Genomic DNA, 18031 nt, shown 5'->3' with positions numbered 1-18031 from the left:
TTCATGAGTCAGCGGACCAAAGTCTCAAACGTTCTTTCAACGATACGATTGAGGCTCATGAGTCAGCATATTCAAGACTTCGTCACCACATCATCCGAGCTGTTGGCGCTCGGGGAACCGACCCATCAGGTGCCGGCCTTCGGCTGGGTCCGCAATGAACTGTTCGTTCAGCTGGTCGAGCTCGGGTTTCGATCCATCGGCCTGGAGACCGACCGGGTGGCGGCCCTGGCCGTGAACGACTTCATCCAGAACGGCATCGGCGATTTCGATACCGTGATGCGCGAAGGGTTTTCGCACGACTTCGGCGCACTCGATACGAACAGGCAACTGATTGCCTGGATGCGCGAATACAACCGGAATCACACTCCTGCAGCACATTTGACCTTCTACGGCATCGATGCCCAGACGGAGAACACGAGCGCGCCCAGTCCACGCCGCTACCTCGAATACACCCGCGACTACGTGGGACTCGATATCGATATCGCGAGCGCCGCGGGCGATGATGAGCGCTGGGGCCGCCAGGAGGCGATCCTCGATCCGGAGCTGTCGATGGGCGAATCGGAAGCCGCCGGGCGGCTGCGATCGATGGCCGACGACCTGGTCGACGCACTGTACGAGTGCGCACCGCAGCGAATCGCGGCAACCTCCCTGGCCGAATGGCACAGGGCGGAAACGTATCTCAGCGCCGGTGTCGGGTTGCTGCGCTATCACAGGGTCGCAGCGCAGCGTCACGAGCAGAGTAAGAGGATATCCCTGCTACTCGGCGCACGTGATGTGATCATGGCGCAGAACCTGCTCGCCATCCGGCGGATCGAATCCGGGCGCGGTCCGACGCTGGTCTTCGCGAACAATACGCACCTGCAGCGGAATCCGAGCCACTTCAGCAGGGCGGACAGCGAGATCACCTGGACCGGTGCAGGCTCGATCGCGGCATCACTCCTGGGCGAGCAGTACTCATTCATAGCGGGCAGCCTGGGGCGAAGCGATCTCTTCGGGCTCGGAGAGCCGGAACCCGATACCTCCGAAGCCTTTCTGGACAACCGCATCAGCACCTGGGGCCTGATCGCGAGCAGTGCGGTCGCCGCCGCCCGGAGCCGGACCGACACCACCCCGCAGCAGGGCTATTTCCCACTCGACGCGGCGACCCTCGCCGGCGCGGATGCGGTCCTGCACATCAGCGACGGCGCGGCTATCCGGCCTGAGTCGATACGAACACCCCGCGACTGATCTCGCCGTCCGGGGTCGTCCACGGTGCTTCGACCCATGCGTAGAGGTCGGCGGGCGATTCGTCGCCGAGAATTCGATGCAGTCGAAGTACCGGCACCTCGGTTCCGGCCGGGGCGATATCGGTCCAGCGCGCCGCGTCCAGCACCTCGCTGCCGCCGAATCCCGCTGCCGGGACCGGGATTTCAGCCGCCCGGACCGTGACGGTGGGGTCGGGGGTATCACTCTCGCTCTGGGCTTGCGGCTGGGCTTCGGCGGCCAGCAGGCGCACAACCTGCTCGACGAAGACCGGATCGTGGGTGGCGTCGTAGAGCCAGCGGGTGCCGAGCACACCGTGCTCGGAGGTGCCGATCAAAGCGTCGGCCGCATCGGGCAGCGGTGCGCCGCGGTAGGTCATCGGGACCAGATAGGTCACCGGCCGCGCACCCGAACTGTCGCTCACGACCATGACTTCGATACCGACCGCGCCCGCCGGATCGTCGAGCCGGAACCCGCCGGCCTTGGCAAGCTGCGGCTGCGAACCGCCCGCGTACCAGGCGCGAGTCGGCAGCCACGCCGCCAACAGCTCCAATTTGCCGGGGACCATGGTGGTGCGATGAACGATAGCCATGGCCCCAGACTCTCAGATCCGGGTGTACAAGTGTGGGCAGCGCGGCGAACGCTCCGCCCACAGACGGATCAGCGGAGTTTGCGGAAGAAGTCGCGGAGGTCGGTCGTCAGCAGATCCGGGGTCTCCATGGCGGCGAAGTGTCCCCCGCGATCGAATTCGGACCAGTGCACGACGGTGTTCCGCTTCTCCGCGAGACCACGAATGGTGTTGTTGCCCGGGAAGACCGCGACGCCGGTCGGCACCCCGGAGTTCGAGGCTTCCGCGCCCCACTGCTGTGATTCCTTGTAGAGGTACATGGACGATCCGATGGTGTTGGTGAACCACAGAACCGAGATATTCGTCAGCAGCATGTCGCGGTCGATCGCCGCATCGGGCGTGGCCTTGGACGGATCGCTGAAGGTCTGGACCACGTCCAGGACCCAGGCGAGCAACCCCGCCGGAGAATCGGCGATCGCCGGAGCGAGAGTCTGCGGTCGCGTGGCGTGCATGCCCGCATAACCGGAGGTCTCCTTACTGCTCCAATCCGCCATGGACGCGAGCTTCTCCTGATCGCTTGCGCTGTAGCCGGATCCGTCATCACCCCAGGCCGGGATGGTGATCGGGTCATTGAGATGCACACCGGCCACATGCCCGGCATCGATCCGGCCCAGCTGCGGAACGACGAAGGACCCGGCATCTCCCCCTTGTGCGCCGTAGCGGTCATAGCCCAGACCGGCCATGAGTTTCACGATCAGCTCGGCACTGCGCTCGGTCGCGGCTTCTCCGGGCCGATGGGTCGGCCCCGAGAAGCCGAACCCGGGCAGAGTCGGAATCACCAGGTGGAAGGCATCTTCCGGCACTCCCCCGTGCGCCCGGGGATCCGTCAGCGGGCCGATCATCTCGGTGAAATCCTGAAACGGCCACCCGTGCACCAGAACGAGCGGCATCGCCTCCGGCTCAGGCGAGCGGATATGCAAGAAGTGCATCCGCTGCCCGTCGATATCGGTGACGAACTGCGGATGCCGATTCCACGCCGCTTCGTGGACCCGCCAGTCGTATTCGCTACCCCAGTACTCGGCCAGCTCCCGCACATAACTCGTCGGAATGCCGTAGCTCCAGCCGACTCCGGGCAGTTCCGCAGGCCAGCGCGTAGCAGCAAGACGCGCGTTCAAATCATCGATCGCGGCGGCCGGAACATCGATGCGGAAGGGCTCGAAAGTGGTCATGACTCGACGATAGGAGCCAACTAGGCCAGTAGATGTCCTAGATCGCCGCCCATCTCCCACCGAAGCGCCTTGCGTCACAGTGACATTCATTCCCAATGCTTCTGGACGCCTGCCTGCCGACTCTTCCGGCACTCCGACAGCTCAGGAGCGGGCGTTCTACGCTGTGGGGAGGCTCGCCGCATCGATGCGGCTCGCGCGAAGGGATCGCCGTCGTGACTACCGCATTTCCACCAGGCCCTCGATTGCCGGTCATCGTCCAGACGCTGCTGTACGCGAAATGGCGCGGCATGCTGCTCGGGCGGGCGGCGCGGCGCTACGGCGATGTGTTCACGCTGCATCTGGTCGCGCCGTATGCGGAGAATCTGGTGGTGTTCTCGCGGCCCGAGCATATTCGGGAGATCTTCGCCGGCGACCCGGCCGATCTGCATGCGGGAGAGGGCAATCGGCTGCTGGTGCACATTATGGGCGAGCACTCGGTGCTGCTCACCGATGAAGGTGAGCATGCGCGCGCCCGGCGACTGCTCATGCCCGCCTTCGCCGGATCCTCGCTGCGCGGGTACCGGACGCTGGTCGAGGCGATCGCGAAAACTCATCTGGACCGTTGGGGCGGCGGGTCGACCGTGCACACGCTCGACCGTATGAACGAGCTGACACTCGATGTCATCATGCAGGTCGTGTTCGGCATGACCGATGAGCGCCGCCGCGCGCAGCTGGCCCCGCGACTGCGCCGCATTGTGAACGTGAACCCGATCATCTTCTTCGGCTGGAAGTATCCGAATTTTGAATCGATCGAGGTCGGCGCCCTGCAGTCGGCTTAGACAGCACCGGAATTCCAGTCTCGCTCCAACTTTGAGGGCTTGAGCGATTCCATCGCGGCCGCGTTGTCCACCGCCGGGTGCTCGTATCCCTCCTTGTCAATATAGTAGGTGCTGGCCACCGTGGAGCCTTCCGCATGACCCAGTTGGGCGCTTGCCCTGGCGCCGCTGCGTGTCTTGCCTTTGACGTGAGTCGCGGCGGTATCCCGGAAGTTGCCGAAGTGCACCCAATCCATCGCCGTACCCCCGACGATCTGCCGCAGCACTCCCTCGAGACCTGACACCGACCGGAACGTGCCCCGCTTGGTCGACAACACAGCTCTCTGCTCGTCGACATCGCCGGCCTTGGCACGCCATTCCCGCAACTCCACCGTCAGCCACATCGGGAGGGTCAGATAGTAGGGGGTGCCGTCGTTCTTGCGTTTGTCCTGCCGGTACCCCTTACCCCCGGCCGGCCCCGGCACCACGGTCCCGCAGATGTAGATCACCGCGCACTGCGGGCCGTCCTTCAAGTCCACGTCGACCCACCGCAACCCCAGCACCTCCCCGATCCGCATCCCGGTGCCCAGCAGCAGCAGGAACAGGATGCGGCAGTACGGGTTCTGGGGCATACGGGCCAGGAACAACTCGAACAACGCGTCGCGTTCGGCGCGTTTCAACGCCCGCTGCCCGCCACCGGAGCGGTAGGGGTTGGACACCGGTGCCATCGGGTCGTATTTGAAGGGGCCGTTCAACGTCAGCATCCCGAATATTTGCTTCAGCAGCGCGTAGTGAACACTCGCAGTGCCTTTCGCTACGTCGTGAATACCTTCCAGGTAGTCACTGAGGAAGGCCGGATCCCCGACCTCGCCCACGGTCAAACCACCCAGCTCGGTATCGAGTTTGATGGAGTTCTTGGAGGATTTGTTTCCGGTGCACGGGAAGATGAATCGTCTGTATCCGTCGACGGTGCGCTGTTTGATGAGCCCTTGCTTCACCTTCTTCTCGCACGTGGCGAGGAAGTGTGTGAAAGCGGCGCTCATTTTGTCGTCGGCGGTGAACCGTACCGCGGCGGTGTCGCTGCGGGCAGTGCGCACCGATCCCTTGTGCCGATTCTTCTCGAACTTTATCTCCCACTGCTCCGCACACCCTTTGCGTGTGCGGGCACTCGCGCTGGTGCGCGTGTACATGCCGCTGTAGGTCCGGTGACGGACCCGGTCCAGACGCCACATCCCGTCCGAACCTTTGACCGGCTCCAACGACTTCTTCTTCGGGCGACCACCCGCTATCAACCGGTCGCTACCCATCGCACTTCCTTCGCTCGGCCCCAGCCCTGAAAGGCATTCAGGAGGCCGTGTTTATGTCGGTAGAAACAGTTCGGTCTGCGATCGCTCCCACTCGAAATAGCTTTCACACGGATAACGGACCGGAGCGCCGACCAGACCGAGCCGCATGAACGGTGGCCCTTTTCCGTCCCAAGCCCAATTCGCGAGTGTTTTCGTGGTGATCTTCAGTCGCGCCGCGACCTGTTCTCTGGTCAGATATGTTTCGTCGGTGGACATACGAATCTCCTTGCCGCAGTGCGGGGTAACAAGAGGTCGGCCGGTTGCTGCTCGCTAGCGGCGGTCATGCGCCCGTTGTCGCGAGGCATCATCCGCGGATCCTGCGCAGCTGGTATTTGCCGCAGGTGCCGCAACGGCGTGCCTGCTTGGTGTCGGTACCACCGCGGTCCCCGAAATGGTCTGTGTATTCGACCTGGATGCGTTCCCACATACCCCAGTCGTGGCGATGAAACAGGTTCATTCGGTCATCTCTTCCGTGACATCCACGAGTGCGTACAGGTGCCAACCCGGCCGCCATGCGAGTGCGTTCGCGAATTCCGCACGCCCGGCTTCGGTGGTCGGCAGAACGTCGTCGGAGAAGGTGCACAGCTGCGGGCCAACGGTGTCGTCCGGCAGCTGCGCGACGTAGCCGACGACGTACCCCGCCGGGTGTCCGGCGGGAAGCGTCCACCCAGCGTCGATCAAGTCCTCCGCTGCCGACCTGGCCTTCATGTGCGTGAGTTCCAGGATGCGGCGCAACTGCCGGGTCAAGGCACACGTCATCAATTCACACCCGCCTCGGGCGGTCTTACCGCTGTCAGTCGACGGATCCGGCCATGGCCCGAACTCGGCACCGAATTGACTGTCCGGGTGCAGTGCGAGCCACGCACGGGCGGCCGTGCGGTAGCGGGCAGAGAACACCGGGCTGCGATGCCCTTCCGCTTCGGCGTATTCGATCAAAGCGCCGGCCACGGCGTTACTGAATTCGGCGTACTCGGCACGGGTTTCGGTGGGGTTCACCCGGTCGCCTCCGTCCAGTCGGACAGGTAACGAACCTGCACAGTGCCAGCCGACATGGAAGCGAAGTGCCTGGCGTCCTCGCGGCTGTTCGCGTTGAACACGCTGACACCCCACTCGTCCGGCTCGTCGTGGTCCACGCGCCACTGAGTCTCGATGGGGAACATGTCACCGAGGGCGTCGACATAGAAGGTGACCGCCACACGGCAGCCGGTCCGGGTGTCTTCGTCGGCGAGCTCCCAATGGTCGGCCGACGGATCGTCCGGCAAGCAGGCGTACTCGTTTTGCCAGTGCAGTGCTTTGGCCAGCCGCTCAATCGCTTTGGCACGGATCGCTTCGGGGGTCATCCGGTCACCTCCGGTTTGGGCGCGACCTGCACAGCGCGGCTTTCGCAGTCCCAGCGACCGCCAATCTCGATCTCGTACGCCGGGCGGATTATGCGGGTCTCGGTCCAGTCCTGGGAGCACACCACCAGCACGACGTTGCCGGGCGCCGACCACTTCACGCCGTCGATGAGCTCTTGCAGATCCTGGGTCGGGAAGTAGTTGGTGCCCAACGCATACACGGCTCCGGTGTAGAGCCGTGTGCCGCCTGCGAGGGGGTGCATGTCGAGCTTGCGGAGCGTGTCGCCGAACCGCTCCACTCCGGCAATGGCCTTCAGGAACGGTTCAATCCCTTTGTCGCCGGAGTAGTCGCAGCACAGCATCAAGTCAGTCGTGTAGCTCATTCGGTCACCTGCTCGACGTCCTTGGCATATGGCGGCACACCGAGCTTGCGAAGCTTGGACTCCAGGCGTCGGATCGTCCGCCGTTGCTCGGCAACTTTGCGCTGAAACCCACTGTGCGCGTCCGCGTTCTCCAGCTCTTTCAAGTGCCATTGCGCAGCCGCCACGCCATGAACGGCGGCCTGGTGCTCATAGGCACGTTGCAACCGTTCGGACGTCCGCTCGTAGCGCTCGGCCAGTCTTGTGTCCCAAGGACTGCAGCCGCAGTGCTCACACGGGTCAGTTGAAGACCTGAACTCATCGGTGCTCACTGCCCACCCCCGCGCGCCAGCATGGAAGTATCAGAAACATAGTTTGAACTGCAGTTATCGGCAGTAGCCTTAATTTCGGCGGCGATATTATCGCGGCGAAAGTTAAGGATTTCTTGCGCTACATCGGGGGCCTCGAACGCGAGCGCATCGGCTTTCACTGTCCACCCCCGCACGCCAGCGGCGATTCGACGGCCAGACTCAGATATACGTCCGTGTCGCCCCACTTCTCGACCACGGGATACCGCCCGGCCGACAGTTTCTCGACTTCCTCGGGCGGCTCCCAGTCGCAGACAGCGATGATGCATCCGACGTACGGGATCGTCCAGCCGTTCCATCCCTGCCAGGTGTGTAGGACGCCATGGAACTCCCACTCCTGCACACCTTCCCAGGGGAGGCCAGGTTCGCAGTCGTCCGGGGTGACCTCTTGGCCGTCGACCTTGTGCGGTTCGCTGCACTCGTGCCAGCCGCCGCAACCGCCTTCGGTCAAGCACTCGATCATGTACTCGGAGTCGACATCTGGGCCGGCGTCGGTCTTGACGACGACGTGCGTCGCTACGGCGTTCATTGCCCACCCTCGTGCGCCAGCACATCAGCCACGGTGCGTCCGTTGACAACCATCAGCGGAGCGACCACGTTCGCGACCTTGAGGGCGGTCACGAGATCCATCTCGACAGGCCGTTCCCGCGGATCGAACTGCGGCCCGTACCACTCGTCATCGCGGCCGACTACCCACGCGCCGTACCCGGTGTGCTGGACACGCACGGTGAAATGCCGCCGGTCGCGGTGTTCTTCGGGCAGGCATGACACCTCGTAACGGGTGACGGTGACGACCTGTTCGGGGCTCATTTGCTGCCTCCGCCCACGGGGAACTGGTAGCCGGTGATCGTGTACGGCTCGACTGGGAGGAACACGTACGTGCTCGGTGGCCAGTCGGTGTCCCAGTCGAAACCTGGTGCGTGAGTGTCGGGTTCGGGAAGCTCGGTGCCCGGATATCTGTCGCCGTTGGAATCGGGATCGGATTCCCAACCGTCGTTTCCGGCGGTATCCCAGTAGGCGTACCCGAACAGGCGATCATCAGCCTTACGGCGGACCACCCGCATCGCGTTGATGCCCTGGTAGAAGTTGGTGTCCGCGAGGAAAGCCCCGTTGCAGCCATGTGGAGGGTCGAGGACCTCGAAGTCCGCCAAGAACGGTGCCGCGTCCTCGTGATACCAAGATTTGGGATCGGTGGAGGCGAAGTCGTTGCCTCCGCCGATCACCTCTGTCGCGAGATTGCCGCGCAGGATCAGCCGCTCGGGTTCGTTGGCGTACAACGGCCAATCGTGTTTCGTCTCGGTCATGACCGTACCTTCCGGAGCAGGGAGATAGCCGCTGCGACAAGCCGTTTGGGTTTCGACACCGTTTCCACCGGCGGGACTGACAACGGTGCAGACGGCAGACGTGGCGGCAGTGGGTGGAGCGGCAAATGCGAGCCTGTCAGCTCGTACACCCGCTCGTTGAACGCCTGGATCTTCTGAATCCAGACCGCCGGCGGCTGTGAGGTCATGGGGCGCTGGCTCATTCGGCACCGCCGGTGAACAGCTTCTCGATGCCGCCCTTGTACAGCAGATCCGTCACCTCGTCGGTGAGGTCCCCGTACGTCACGCCCGTGAAGTTGCCGCAGGCGAGGATGGCCGGGAGCCTGAGTGACCCGTTGATCTTGTTGTGCTGGTTCATGTATCCCGACTCGCCGAAGCGGATCAGCAGATCGACTTCGGGTTCGTCCAGCTGCTCGCTGGTGAGGTCGAAGGGCCAGTCCATCAGCGCTTTCAGCTTGTCGAGCTGGTCGCCGAGGATGGCGAGGGCGGTCATGTTGCCGTCGACCTGCAACCAGAAGTTCCAGGTTTCACCCTCGTGGTCGTTGGTCTCGATGAATCGGCGGTAGGTGGTCATCGGTTCTCGCTTTCGGCTGCGTTGATTGCTTGCTGGGCTCGAGCGCTGGGTGTGCGCTCGGCGAAATCGTTGACGTCCCGCCGGTGCAGGAGGTGGTCCTTGCACTCCATGCACGGGATCGGCCGGCCCTCGTCATCGGTGCCGAGCCACCCGGGCGGCCGACAGTTCGGGTTGCGGCACTTCTTCCGCGTCTCGGGCTCTCCGAAGCGGTCAGGCATCGCGCGGTACCTCCGCCTGCCGCTCGGTGATCTGGTCCCATGTCGCACCACACGAGACGCAATGACCGCGCCAGACGTTCAGATGCGGGCAGCAGTAGCGGCAGGCTGCTTCAGCGGGCATCGGGCACCTCCCGCACCTCGTAGATCCGATAGTCGACACACTCCTGCGCAAAGCTCAGTGCGACCACGTCTGCTTCTGCGCCTTCGCGGGTCAGGTGAACGTCGTCGATGTTGGGCGGGAACAGTGAGCCCTGGTACTGGGCGACGGCATAGCCCACGATGCGGCCGGTCATCGGTCACTCTCCTGGTACTCGAACCAGAGCACGATGTCGTCGTCCTCAGCCCAAACACGAAGCCAGTCATCATGAGTCGGGTCCTTGCCCATCACATCGCGGTACCGGGTTTCGGCTGCCGCTATGGCCTTGTGCACTTCGGCGATCGCCGCACCCCAACCGCCGTAGGTGGCACCAGGGACACGCCACTCATACCGGGTTCGCTGCACCTCCCGGTGCTCGTAGCTAGCCATGAGTGGTCACCTCCGCCAGCGAGCCGACGAAGCTGAAGTCCCACATGATCGCGGCATCGAAGTTCTCGCCCAGGTCGCCGATCGGGTCGTACCCGCAGCCCCACTCGTGGCCGAACTCCGAGTAGCCGAAGTCGCAAGTGCATTCGCGAATGTTCTCGGCGACAACGAATCCGAACGTGCTGACGTCCCGTGGTGCTGTACCGAAATTCCATGCGGTCCTAGCCACGGTCGCTCACCTCCCGCAGCTCGCACAGCTTCAAGGTCATGCCGCGCGGCAGATCGGACCGGCCCACGGACCGGATCGCGTCAGCTGCGGTCATCACCTGCCGGTGGTCGCCGTGGATGTACGGCTCGCGCCCTTCGACCTCCGTCACGATCACGTGCCCGAGTGATTGGCCGGCCTGCTGCTCCAGCTCGGCGGCATAGGCCTTGGCGTCGGCTCCTGCGGTACAGGCGGTGCGCAGGGCATCGGTCAGCCGACCGACGGAAGCACCTTCGTCACGCGCTTGCTGCTCCAGCTCGGCAATGCGGCCCATAAGCTGGCTCACCCGGCTGCGGTGGCTGGCCTTGGATCTGTCGTGCGCGTCAGCCCACTTCGCGCAGATGCCCTCCACCTCGGTGATGCGGGCGCGGAGGCTCAGCAGTTCCGCAGCGATTCCAGCGGCAGGCGTGGCCTTGTCGTCGGCCACGGCTCGGAGTTCGTCATCGGTCAACAGCTCAGCCACGGTCGCTCACCTCCGATTGCCACAGCACGAGCACCGGAAGCTTGGGCTCGGTCCGACCGTCGACGCTGCCCGCGATGCACTCCCATCCGGATGTGCGCCGCTCCCAGACGGCGCCGTAGTTCGCACCACTGGGCGATGAGCGGATGACCTCGCGAACAATCGCCAAGAACGGCAGCACCGCAAGCTGTTCGGGGAACTCGATGCGGCGGCCGGCCTGCTGCTCCAGCTCGGCGATGCGTTCCTCTGCCTTACCGAGGATGTGCCTGAAGTTTTCGGCGAGCGTGTTGAGGCCGTCCGCCCGGACGGTTTGCGTCAGTGCCTCACCCTTGGCGGCGACCCGCTCACCCTCCAGCTCGGCGATACGATCCCAGAGCTCCTCCGCCAGCGCGGCGAGCTCCCGCTCGTTGAGCTCGAAGAGCCTGTCGCGCATGTACTGGCGCTCGGCGATGAGGTCTCGGTCAGTCATGGGTAACTCCGTTCAGTGCGCGCCGGAGGTCCTCGGCCCACCGCTTCAGTTCAGCGAGGCGAGCGCGTTCGGCGGCCAGCTCGGCGATGAGGTCTCGGTCAGGCATGAGCTACCTCGGCCATGTGCTGAACCAGATCGGCGAGGGCGCGCTGTTTCGTCCAGCCTTGGCCGACGCGTGTGCACAGGCTCGCGTCGAGGGGTTCGGCGTGGTAGCCGTTCCAGACGTTCGCCTTGCGCCACATCTTCGGGATGTGCTTGAGGTGGGTCCATCCCTCACGCCACATTCCGGCACGGGCAATGACCCGGTAGGCGAACAGCAGCTCTTTGAGCACACCGACGGGATAGATATCAATTTCAGGCATGTGCGTTCTCCGATACGGGTGCGTCTCCGGGCAGGTAGCGGGTTTCGACAGGTCGGAAGTCGTCGGTGTCGATGACCTCGCAGTAGTCGCAGATCTCGCGGTCCTCGTCAGGCTCGAGGTGCACCCAGTCGATTTCAGCGACACCGCATTGGACGTGGCCGTGATGGTCGATGTAGGCGATGACCGCATGGTCGGCATCGACGTAGGTCGCGGTGGTCAGCCCGCAGTCGTCGGTGCGGATTCCGAACTGGCCGGGACGGATCGCGGTGTCGGCGCCGTGCATGGCAGCGAATTCGCATGCGGCGACGATCGCGGCCTCGAGCGGGGTGGGGTCAGCCACGACTCACCTCGGGCTGCCACAGGACGGTGACGGGCAGGTCGATACCGTCGACGTACACCCGCCGCGGGCCGCCGCAGGCGGACGCCCATCTGTGCCCCTCGCTGTCGAGCTGCCAGGCCACGCCACCCGGGTCGAGCACGACCGAGTCGGCGGGCAACCCATCGAGTGCTGCGGCGGTCTCGATCACCCGGGCGGCTGGACGCCAACCAGCTTTGACGACCACGGCAACGATTTCGTCGGCATCTCGGGGAATCCCCGCGCAGCCGTCGGTACCGCACCACTCGCCGAGATCCTCGATCAGGGCGGCCAGGGATTCGCGGTCACTCGCCATCGGTGCTCACCTCCGGCTGCCAGAGCACGGTCACCGGACCGAACTTCAGCAGCTGCTCGCTGAACGCGCTCTCGTCGGTGTCAGCGCACCACCACCATCCGATAGACACTTTGCTGCGCCAGATCGCGTCATAGGTCTCCGACTGCACGCGAACGAGCGAGCCGGGAGGGAGCGCATTCAGATCCTTGCTGGTCTTGATGATGCGGGCGGGTGGACGCCAGCCAGCGAGATTGGCCAGAGCATTCGTCGTCGCCCGATCGCGGCGGAAGATCGCGTCGGCGTCGACCGGCTCAGTACCGCGCCCGGGCCCGACCCAGCCATCAAGGCCAGCGGCATTGCCGTCGTCCCATGTGTCTTCGAGGACGGTGTGCAGTGTCTCGGTTGGTTGGTCAGGCATGGATCTCGTTCTCCTGGGTGGTGGGTTCGTCGGTGTCCTCGAAAGGCCGCTCCAAGATCGCCAAAAGCGCACGGCCATCGGCGATCTGCTGCTCGGCGTCCCCGTCGTAGTCGTTGCCCTGCGTGGCCCACCCGTCGGCCAGTTCACGCAACGCGACCAATGGCCCTGCGATCTCCAGCTTGTCGGCCTGCAACAGGTCGATATGGGCGTTCATGTTGCGCAGGATCACCGCGGCGTCAGCGACTTCCCGCTCCAGCCACGCGGTGCGGCCGCGGGCGGCCAGCAGCTCTGCGGCCATCGCGTCGAACGCCCGCAGCAACTCATCACCCACCGGGAGATCGACGTAGGAGACCCAGCGGGACAGGCGGTCATCGGGGATCAGGAATTGTTCGGGCATGGCCGCTTCCCTTCGGTGGTTTCATGGCAGGAGCAGCGGCAAGACTGGCTACACCACTTGCATATGAGCCGACAGCGGTCGTGCAGGTCTGGGCGCTCGATGGCATGACGACACGAGGTGGACACATAGCCGCCGGGTGGGTGCGGATCCATAGGCTCGCCATCCTGGATTTCAGTGATGCGATCTCGGTCAGGCATCCCAAATCTCCTCGTCGTAGATGGTGAGGGTGCGGCACGTCAAACCGGGCAGGCAGTGCTCTACCGCGTCCACGAGGTCCGCCCGCGCTTCCTCGCTCGTGGCCCAAGGCGCGCCATCGAATTCGATGGACCATTCGCCATCGGCGTTGCGGTAGGCGGTGATGTATCCGACCGGCACGCGTTTGGCCGCGGCCTCCAGCTCGGCAAAACAGGCGCGCGCTTCGTCGCGTTTCTCCTCGGCAATGTCGCGTTCCTCGGATAGCTGCATGTGGTCCTCGGCGGAGAGCTGCCGGGATTGGCGGAAGGTCTCCTGGATGTTGTCGCGCTCCCCCGTCAGTTCGGCGATCCGGTTCACCAACGCCCCCACTCCGGCAGCACCACGCCCGCGCTGACTCGGCATAGTCACGCAGACGATCTCGCCGATCGCGCGCTGCTCGGCCTCCAGCTCGGCGAGGCGGACGCGGCCTGCGGTCACCACCGCATCTGACTGTGCGACATCTTCGGCAGCAACTCCGATCGCAGTACTGGCATCGGCGATGCCGGCGTGGGCCTTTGCCAGCGCCGCCTCCAGCTCGGCGGTACGGCCGCGGAGCGCGTCTCTCTCATCGAGCACGGTGTCGATGACGATCGCCAAGTCCGGCTGCTCCGGGTCGAAAATGCGGCGGAATCTGTGCGGGTCCGTGATGGCCCGGCGACCCTGGGCGATCTGCCGTTCCTTCCACGCCTCCAGCTCGGCTCTGCGAGCCGAGAGGTAGGACACACGCGCCCGGTGGTTCGCTTTGGATATCTCGTGCGCGTCGGACCACCCTTGGCAGGTCTTCTCCAGTTCGGCAATCCGCGCACGGCCATCCATCAGCTCCTTGGCCATGGCCGCCACCTCATCGGGCACAGCGGTGTGCCCGTTGAACGCGAAGTGCTCCAGGTGCTTTCGGGTCAGCTCAGGCATGGTCGGCCGCCTCGGCGGTGAGCATGGCGAGCACTTCGGTGAGGGCGCGGTCGTATCCCTGCCGGACCGGGTTCTTGTAGTCGCCGTTCGCGAGGCGGGTCGAGGTGGCGCGGTGGTTGTCGAGCCGGTGTTCCATCTGGTCGTGAAAGGTGACTGCCTGCTGCTCCAGCTCGGCGACGCGGGCTTCCGCATGCTCGGCACGGGCCTCGGCGTCGCGGCGCAGCGTGTGCGGGGACGGTCCCCCTGCCCGGCGGACATGCACGATGTAGCCCGGCCGATTGGCTGGTGATGCCTCGAACTCGATGTAGTTCTGCGCCTGGTCGTCATCGAGCATCCGGCCACAGGCGAGGCTCATCGTGAGCACGAGTTCCCTGGCCTGCTCCGTGGTGGGGACGGTGGTAAGGGTGGCGACGCCGTTCTCCGTGGCGAGGCTCTGAATGCCGAATTCGTCGGCGACCCGCTCACCCTGCAGTTCGGCGATGCGGGCGCACAGCTCGTCCGAGAGCTCGATGAGTTCCCGCTCGTTCATCTCGCCGAGCCGCTCGAGCCGGTATTGCCGGTCGGTCATGAATCGGTCAGGCATCGGTGTCCGCCTCCCAGACCTTGCGGCCGGTCGCCTCGACGGCGTTGCCGATGCCTTCGAGCAGGCCATCCGAGTCGGTCCATGTGCCGTCCTCGTCGGGCTGGGCGTAGCGGGCGATCTTGTCGAGGGCCTCTCCAAGAGCAGCCCAGTCGGTCTGCAGCTCGGCGATACGAGCGCGGGCGGCGAGTAGTTCGGCTGCCATCCGCGCCCCGAACGGTGCCCAGCCGTTCTCGGTAGCGGCGCGTAGCTCTTCGTCGGGAATCGGGTCGGGGGTGATGAGGTCTTGGTCAGGCATGGGGTTTCTCCGATACGGGTGCGTCTCCGGGCAGGTAGCGGGTGGGGATCTTGCGTTCACCGGCGAGCAGGTCGGCGCGGCGCAGGCGCCGGTCGGCGCACGCGGACGCCGAGGTGCACCGCCAGCCGGTCGTATCCCGGGTGAAGCGGCGAGGACCACGGCGGGTGCAGCGGTAGCACTCGTGCTTGGGCGCGGTGTCAGACATGGTCGGTGACCTCCGGCTGCCCATCGAGGATTGCGATAACCGCACGGCCATCGGCGATCTGCTGCTCGGTCTCCTCGTCGTAGTCGGTGCCCTGTGTAGCCCACCCGGTGGCCAAGTCACGCAATGCGACCAACGGGGCGGCGATCTCCAGGTTCCGGGCTAGCACCTCATCGATATGGGCGTTCATGTTGCGCAGGATCACCGCGGCGTCAGCGACTTCCCGCTCCAGCCAGGCGGTGCGGCTGCGGCCGGCAAGTAGCTCTGTTGCCATCGCGTCGAACGCCCGTAGCAACTCGTCACCCACCGGGAGATCGACGTACGAGACCCACCGGGACAGGCGGTCATCGGAGATGAGAATTTGGTCAGGCATGGTCTGCGTCCTCACCGAGAATGCCGAGTTGCCGCATGAGGAACAGTTCGTCGCGGGCGTAGTCGCGGAACTTTCCCCGGTAGTAGTCCAACGTCAGCCCATTGCCCACCGGCCCGGACCACGGGTATGCGCCATCACTGTCGGCCATCTGCACAGCGACGGAGTCGACCGTGTACGGCGGCCGCCGCCGAGAGAAGGCCGCCACCTTCAGCGAGATCGCGGTCTCGATCCACTCGTTTGCCACCTGCGGGTGGTTCGACTTGAACGCGAGCTTCGCGGCGCCGATGTCTATGCCCCGTTCGGTGAGGATGCGGCGGCCGACTATCAGAGCTTCACCGGGGTTCGACCATTCGGGTTCGTGGTCAGCCATGGCTGTCCGCCTCCGGCTCCCACAGCACGGTCACGGAGTCCGCGCAGGCGATGACGTAGTCCGCGGTGACCGACACGACATCGAATGCTTGAGACCACCGCCTCGATCCCGGCATCCAGTTCGGCCACGCCGCTGCCTGAAACACCCAGCCCTGCGGTGTGATCACAGCAGCCTTGGCGGGCAGAGCATCCAGCTCGGCGGGGTCGGTGATCACCCGGGCGGCTGGACGCCAGCCTGCAGCGATCACGGCGTCTGCGAGCTCATGCTGTTCGAGGTGGGAGATGTAGCTGGCATGCACCTCGACCTGACGGGTGACGTCATCGTCGATCAGGTCGGCCAGAGTGTCGCGGTCACTCGCCATCGTCGAAGCCTCCGAACGGGTCTCGGCCGTCGCTGTCGGCCATGGTGGTCTCTTCGTCATCGCACTCATCGAGGGTCGGGGCGATGACGCCGAACTCCTCCGGGTCGTGGTCAGGCATGGTCTTTCACCTCTGAATCCCACTCGGCTATCAGCTGTTTCGCTACGGCGTGCGGGCACAGCTCTCCGGGCTCGAGCCTCAGGTATCCGTGTGCTTGGCATCCGCCGTGGTGGTCGTGCCAGCAGGCTCCTGAGTCGGTGAAGGCGATTACGAGGCTGCGCAATTGCAGGAGCTCCTCGCCGGCGGACGCAGCGTCGTGGATGCCGAGCCGTTTGGAGTCCTTCGCAAATCCGGCCAGTCGCTCATTGGAAAGGCGATCAGCCACGGTCGCTCACCTCCCGCAGCGCGCACAGCTTCAAGGTCATGCCGCGAGGCAAGTCCGACCGGCCCACGGCCCGGATCGCGTCGGCTGCCGTCATCACCTGCCGGTGGTCGCCGTGGATGAACGGCCCGCGGCCCTCGACGACCGCGACAACGACATGCCCGAGCGGGGAGTGCGCGGCCTCCAGTTCGGCGATATGGGCGTTGGCCGCTTCCAGCCGTGCCCTTGCGTCGTTGGCGACACGAAGGTTGGTCTCGCTGGTGACCATGTAGCTTGCGCACACTGCGGGCAGCTGGGCGCGCTTGACCCACATGCCCTTGACCATGACGTCCTTGTTGACCTGCTCCTCCAGGTCGGCGATGCGGGCTCGGGCCTCGTCACGCTCGGCTACAACCTGCCGCGAGTACGCCCGCGTCTCACGGATCACCGCCGGACCGGCCAGCTTGTCGAGCTGCTCGACGACCGCCTGGGCGATGATGACGGCCGGGTCGCATTCGGACGTCAGGAAATCGACACGGGCGCGGGCTTGCTCCAGCTCATCGAGCAGTCCCGCTATGTACGAGGCGCGCACGAGCGTGTATTCGTCGGCTGCCGCGGCACGGCACCCCTCGGCGACGGGATCCCGGTCAAGCATGGATGGACCGCCGCATGGTCTCGATCAGCTCGCCCGCGTCCAGGCCCTGATGCTCGACCAGCGCCACCCAGGCGGACGCGAGGCAGAAGACCGTAGGCATCGGGTCGCAGTGGTCGACTATCGACTGCGCGCCGACAGCGTCGTTGCGCACGAGCGCTTCCAGGAGGGCGACAGTGTCGCGCGCGCCGTCTGCGGTGCGGGCGGAGTGGTCAGACATGAGCCGCCTCCGGTGCGGGTGCGTCTCCGGGCAGGTAGAAGTTTTCGACCGGCACACCGCGGAAGTGCGTGGCCTCGGAGCGGTCCGGATGGCAGACGGTGCAGCCCTCGTCATCATCGACATCGAGGTCAGGCCAGTGCATCCAATCCAGATCGGCGATACCGAAAGTGGTCTGGCCATGGCTGTTGACCACCACGGTTACCGCGTGGCTCGAGTCGACGTAGGTGGCGGTCGTCAATCCGGCGGCGCTGCGCTGGATGCCGAAGTCGGCCGGGGTGATGCTGGCATCGACACCGTGGGCGAGGGCCGCAGCGCAGGCAGCGATGAGCGCGGCTTCGAGCGGGGTGTGGGTGTTGTCCTGCTCAGGCATGTTCGACTCCGGGGATGGTTTCGATCCTGGGGGTCGGGAGTTGTGCGCTACCGGAGGGCAGGAGGTTGACGGTGGGGGGGTCGCAGAACCCTTCCTGGCACTGCGCCGGCCCCGGGTCTGCCGCTGCGGTGGCCGCGCTGCTGGTGAGGGTGGCTACGAGAATGAAGAATGCTGTCGCGAGGATGCGCATATGACTTCCGAA

37 protein-coding genes are annotated in these 18031 nt (G+C 65.1%); 2 read left to right on the top strand and 35 right to left on the bottom strand.

Going from position 1 to position 18031, the window contains the following annotated elements:
- Nucleotides 1-57 precede the first annotated feature (57 nt).
- On the top strand, nucleotides 58-1227 hold the full coding sequence (locus OG326_RS24260; RefSeq protein WP_327139415.1) for an erythromycin esterase family protein: 1170 nt from the start codon (nucleotides 58-60) through the stop codon (nucleotides 1225-1227).
- On the opposite strand, the gene OG326_RS24255 is transcribed toward OG326_RS24260, so the two are convergent.
- Together OG326_RS24255 and OG326_RS24250 are read right to left on the bottom strand one after the other, a co-directional pair.
- Nucleotides 1190-1834: a maltokinase N-terminal cap-like domain-containing protein gene (locus OG326_RS24255; protein WP_327139414.1), complete on the bottom strand. Its 645-nt coding sequence runs from the start codon at nucleotides 1832-1834 to the stop codon at nucleotides 1190-1192. The genes OG326_RS24260 and OG326_RS24255 overlap by 38 nt on opposite strands.
- A 68-nt stretch (nucleotides 1835-1902) precedes the next feature.
- Complete coding sequence (locus tag OG326_RS24250; RefSeq protein WP_327139413.1) at nucleotides 1903-3039, bottom strand: epoxide hydrolase family protein; 1137 nt, start codon at nucleotides 3037-3039, stop codon at nucleotides 1903-1905.
- 212 nt (nucleotides 3040-3251) lie between these two features.
- Here OG326_RS24250 and OG326_RS24245 point away from each other — a divergent pair, with 212 nt between their 5' ends.
- Nucleotides 3252-3857: a cytochrome P450 gene (locus OG326_RS24245; protein WP_327139412.1), complete on the top strand. Its 606-nt coding sequence runs from the start codon at nucleotides 3252-3254 to the stop codon at nucleotides 3855-3857.
- Here the strand turns inward: OG326_RS24245 and OG326_RS24240 are convergent.
- From OG326_RS24240 to OG326_RS24080, 33 genes are all read right to left on the bottom strand, one after another.
- Nucleotides 3854-5140 carry a tyrosine-type recombinase/integrase gene (locus tag OG326_RS24240; protein ID WP_327139411.1) on the bottom strand — a complete coding sequence of 429 codons (1287 nt, stop codon included), beginning with the start codon at nucleotides 5138-5140 and terminating at the stop codon, nucleotides 3854-3856. The two genes, OG326_RS24245 and OG326_RS24240, sit on opposite strands and share 4 nt — an antisense overlap.
- A gap of 51 nt (nucleotides 5141-5191) precedes the next feature.
- Nucleotides 5192-5395 carry a helix-turn-helix domain-containing protein gene (locus tag OG326_RS24235; RefSeq protein ID WP_327139410.1) on the bottom strand — a complete coding sequence of 68 codons (204 nt, stop codon included), beginning with the start codon at nucleotides 5393-5395 and terminating at the stop codon, nucleotides 5192-5194.
- 237 nt (nucleotides 5396-5632) lie between these two features.
- Nucleotides 5633-6175 carry a hypothetical protein gene (locus tag OG326_RS24230; RefSeq protein WP_327139409.1) on the bottom strand — a complete coding sequence of 181 codons (543 nt, stop codon included), beginning with the start codon at nucleotides 6173-6175 and terminating at the stop codon, nucleotides 5633-5635.
- Nucleotides 6172-6519, bottom strand: a complete 348-nt coding sequence (locus OG326_RS24225; RefSeq protein ID WP_327139408.1) for a hypothetical protein — start codon at nucleotides 6517-6519, stop codon at nucleotides 6172-6174. The genes OG326_RS24230 and OG326_RS24225 overlap by 4 nt, the downstream gene beginning before the upstream one ends.
- Nucleotides 6516-6899 (bottom strand): hypothetical protein, encoded by a 384-nt coding sequence (locus OG326_RS24220; protein WP_327139407.1) that lies wholly within the window; start codon nucleotides 6897-6899, stop codon nucleotides 6516-6518. The genes OG326_RS24225 and OG326_RS24220 overlap by 4 nt, the downstream gene beginning before the upstream one ends.
- Nucleotides 6896-7207: a hypothetical protein gene (locus OG326_RS24215; protein WP_327139406.1), complete on the bottom strand. Its 312-nt coding sequence runs from the start codon at nucleotides 7205-7207 to the stop codon at nucleotides 6896-6898. The genes OG326_RS24220 and OG326_RS24215 overlap by 4 nt, the downstream gene beginning before the upstream one ends.
- Entirely contained in the window at nucleotides 7204-7365 is a 162-nt protein-coding gene (locus OG326_RS24210; protein ID WP_327139405.1) for a hypothetical protein, read from the bottom strand. Before OG326_RS24210 ends, OG326_RS24215 begins: the two co-directional genes overlap by 4 nt.
- Nucleotides 7362-7772 (bottom strand): hypothetical protein, encoded by a 411-nt coding sequence (locus OG326_RS24205; protein ID WP_327139404.1) that lies wholly within the window; start codon nucleotides 7770-7772, stop codon nucleotides 7362-7364. Before OG326_RS24205 ends, OG326_RS24210 begins: the two co-directional genes overlap by 4 nt.
- Entirely contained in the window at nucleotides 7769-8053 is a 285-nt protein-coding gene (locus tag OG326_RS24200) for a hypothetical protein (protein WP_327139403.1), read from the bottom strand. The genes OG326_RS24205 and OG326_RS24200 overlap by 4 nt, the downstream gene beginning before the upstream one ends.
- Entirely contained in the window at nucleotides 8050-8547 is a 498-nt protein-coding gene (locus tag OG326_RS24195; protein ID WP_327139402.1) for a hypothetical protein, read from the bottom strand. Before OG326_RS24195 ends, OG326_RS24200 begins: the two co-directional genes overlap by 4 nt.
- A gap of 217 nt (nucleotides 8548-8764) precedes the next feature.
- Complete coding sequence (locus OG326_RS24190; RefSeq protein WP_327139401.1) at nucleotides 8765-9139, bottom strand: hypothetical protein; 375 nt, start codon at nucleotides 9137-9139, stop codon at nucleotides 8765-8767.
- A 328-nt stretch (nucleotides 9140-9467) separates the two neighbouring features.
- Nucleotides 9468-9650, bottom strand: coding sequence for a hypothetical protein (locus tag OG326_RS24185; RefSeq protein ID WP_327139400.1), 183 nt, complete (start codon nucleotides 9648-9650; stop codon nucleotides 9468-9470).
- Entirely contained in the window at nucleotides 9647-9883 is a 237-nt protein-coding gene (locus OG326_RS24180; RefSeq protein ID WP_327139399.1) for a hypothetical protein, read from the bottom strand. Before OG326_RS24180 ends, OG326_RS24185 begins: the two co-directional genes overlap by 4 nt.
- Nucleotides 9876-10109: a hypothetical protein gene (locus OG326_RS24175; RefSeq protein ID WP_327139398.1), complete on the bottom strand. Its 234-nt coding sequence runs from the start codon at nucleotides 10107-10109 to the stop codon at nucleotides 9876-9878. The genes OG326_RS24180 and OG326_RS24175 overlap by 8 nt, the downstream gene beginning before the upstream one ends.
- A complete protein-coding gene (locus OG326_RS24170; protein WP_327139397.1) occupies nucleotides 10102-10608 on the bottom strand; it encodes a hypothetical protein in 507 nt (168 codons plus the stop codon). The genes OG326_RS24175 and OG326_RS24170 overlap by 8 nt, the downstream gene beginning before the upstream one ends.
- Nucleotides 10601-11074, bottom strand: coding sequence for a hypothetical protein (locus tag OG326_RS24165; protein WP_327139396.1), 474 nt, complete (start codon nucleotides 11072-11074; stop codon nucleotides 10601-10603). Before OG326_RS24165 ends, OG326_RS24170 begins: the two co-directional genes overlap by 8 nt.
- Nucleotides 11075-11172: 98 nt before the next feature.
- A complete protein-coding gene (locus OG326_RS24160) occupies nucleotides 11173-11436 on the bottom strand; it encodes a hypothetical protein (protein WP_327139395.1) in 264 nt (87 codons plus the stop codon).
- Nucleotides 11429-11776, bottom strand: coding sequence for a hypothetical protein (locus tag OG326_RS24155; protein WP_327139394.1), 348 nt, complete (start codon nucleotides 11774-11776; stop codon nucleotides 11429-11431). The genes OG326_RS24160 and OG326_RS24155 overlap by 8 nt, the downstream gene beginning before the upstream one ends.
- Nucleotides 11769-12107, bottom strand: coding sequence for a hypothetical protein (locus OG326_RS24150; RefSeq protein WP_327139393.1), 339 nt, complete (start codon nucleotides 12105-12107; stop codon nucleotides 11769-11771). The genes OG326_RS24155 and OG326_RS24150 overlap by 8 nt, the downstream gene beginning before the upstream one ends.
- Nucleotides 12097-12504 carry a hypothetical protein gene (locus OG326_RS24145; RefSeq protein WP_327139392.1) on the bottom strand — a complete coding sequence of 136 codons (408 nt, stop codon included), beginning with the start codon at nucleotides 12502-12504 and terminating at the stop codon, nucleotides 12097-12099. Before OG326_RS24145 ends, OG326_RS24150 begins: the two co-directional genes overlap by 11 nt.
- Nucleotides 12497-12901, bottom strand: a complete 405-nt coding sequence (locus OG326_RS24140; protein WP_327139391.1) for a hypothetical protein — start codon at nucleotides 12899-12901, stop codon at nucleotides 12497-12499. The genes OG326_RS24145 and OG326_RS24140 overlap by 8 nt, the downstream gene beginning before the upstream one ends.
- A gap of 189 nt (nucleotides 12902-13090) precedes the next feature.
- Nucleotides 13091-14044 carry a hypothetical protein gene (locus tag OG326_RS24135; RefSeq protein WP_327139390.1) on the bottom strand — a complete coding sequence of 318 codons (954 nt, stop codon included), beginning with the start codon at nucleotides 14042-14044 and terminating at the stop codon, nucleotides 13091-13093.
- Complete coding sequence (locus tag OG326_RS24130; protein ID WP_327139389.1) at nucleotides 14037-14627, bottom strand: hypothetical protein; 591 nt, start codon at nucleotides 14625-14627, stop codon at nucleotides 14037-14039. Before OG326_RS24130 ends, OG326_RS24135 begins: the two co-directional genes overlap by 8 nt.
- Nucleotides 14620-14922, bottom strand: a complete 303-nt coding sequence (locus tag OG326_RS24125) for a hypothetical protein (protein ID WP_327139388.1) — start codon at nucleotides 14920-14922, stop codon at nucleotides 14620-14622. The genes OG326_RS24130 and OG326_RS24125 overlap by 8 nt, the downstream gene beginning before the upstream one ends.
- Nucleotides 14915-15127, bottom strand: coding sequence for a hypothetical protein (locus OG326_RS24120; RefSeq protein ID WP_327139387.1), 213 nt, complete (start codon nucleotides 15125-15127; stop codon nucleotides 14915-14917). Before OG326_RS24120 ends, OG326_RS24125 begins: the two co-directional genes overlap by 8 nt.
- Nucleotides 15120-15497 carry a hypothetical protein gene (locus OG326_RS24115; RefSeq protein ID WP_327139386.1) on the bottom strand — a complete coding sequence of 126 codons (378 nt, stop codon included), beginning with the start codon at nucleotides 15495-15497 and terminating at the stop codon, nucleotides 15120-15122. The genes OG326_RS24120 and OG326_RS24115 overlap by 8 nt, the downstream gene beginning before the upstream one ends.
- The gene (locus OG326_RS24110; RefSeq protein WP_327139385.1) at nucleotides 15490-15867 is read right to left on the bottom strand and encodes a hypothetical protein; all 378 of its coding nucleotides are present in this window, start codon (nucleotides 15865-15867) and stop codon (nucleotides 15490-15492) included. Before OG326_RS24110 ends, OG326_RS24115 begins: the two co-directional genes overlap by 8 nt.
- Nucleotides 15860-16228 carry a hypothetical protein gene (locus OG326_RS24105; RefSeq protein WP_327139384.1) on the bottom strand — a complete coding sequence of 123 codons (369 nt, stop codon included), beginning with the start codon at nucleotides 16226-16228 and terminating at the stop codon, nucleotides 15860-15862. The genes OG326_RS24110 and OG326_RS24105 overlap by 8 nt, the downstream gene beginning before the upstream one ends.
- Complete coding sequence (locus OG326_RS24100; protein ID WP_327139383.1) at nucleotides 16218-16346, bottom strand: hypothetical protein; 129 nt, start codon at nucleotides 16344-16346, stop codon at nucleotides 16218-16220. Before OG326_RS24100 ends, OG326_RS24105 begins: the two co-directional genes overlap by 11 nt.
- The gene (locus OG326_RS24095; protein ID WP_327139382.1) at nucleotides 16339-16611 is read right to left on the bottom strand and encodes a hypothetical protein; all 273 of its coding nucleotides are present in this window, start codon (nucleotides 16609-16611) and stop codon (nucleotides 16339-16341) included. The genes OG326_RS24100 and OG326_RS24095 overlap by 8 nt, the downstream gene beginning before the upstream one ends.
- Nucleotides 16604-17242, bottom strand: coding sequence for a hypothetical protein (locus OG326_RS24090; RefSeq protein WP_327139381.1), 639 nt, complete (start codon nucleotides 17240-17242; stop codon nucleotides 16604-16606). Before OG326_RS24090 ends, OG326_RS24095 begins: the two co-directional genes overlap by 8 nt.
- Complete coding sequence (locus OG326_RS24085; RefSeq protein ID WP_327139380.1) at nucleotides 17235-17459, bottom strand: hypothetical protein; 225 nt, start codon at nucleotides 17457-17459, stop codon at nucleotides 17235-17237. Before OG326_RS24085 ends, OG326_RS24090 begins: the two co-directional genes overlap by 8 nt.
- Complete coding sequence (locus OG326_RS24080; RefSeq protein WP_327139379.1) at nucleotides 17452-17829, bottom strand: hypothetical protein; 378 nt, start codon at nucleotides 17827-17829, stop codon at nucleotides 17452-17454. Before OG326_RS24080 ends, OG326_RS24085 begins: the two co-directional genes overlap by 8 nt.
- Nucleotides 17830-18031: the final 202 nt, after the last annotated feature.

The organism is Nocardia sp. NBC_01327 (genome assembly GCF_035958815.1).
GTDB lineage: Bacteria > Actinomycetota > Actinomycetes > Mycobacteriales > Mycobacteriaceae > Nocardia.
Note: the sequence above shows the minus strand (reverse complement) of the source record. Positions and strands in the feature narration are given on the sequence as shown.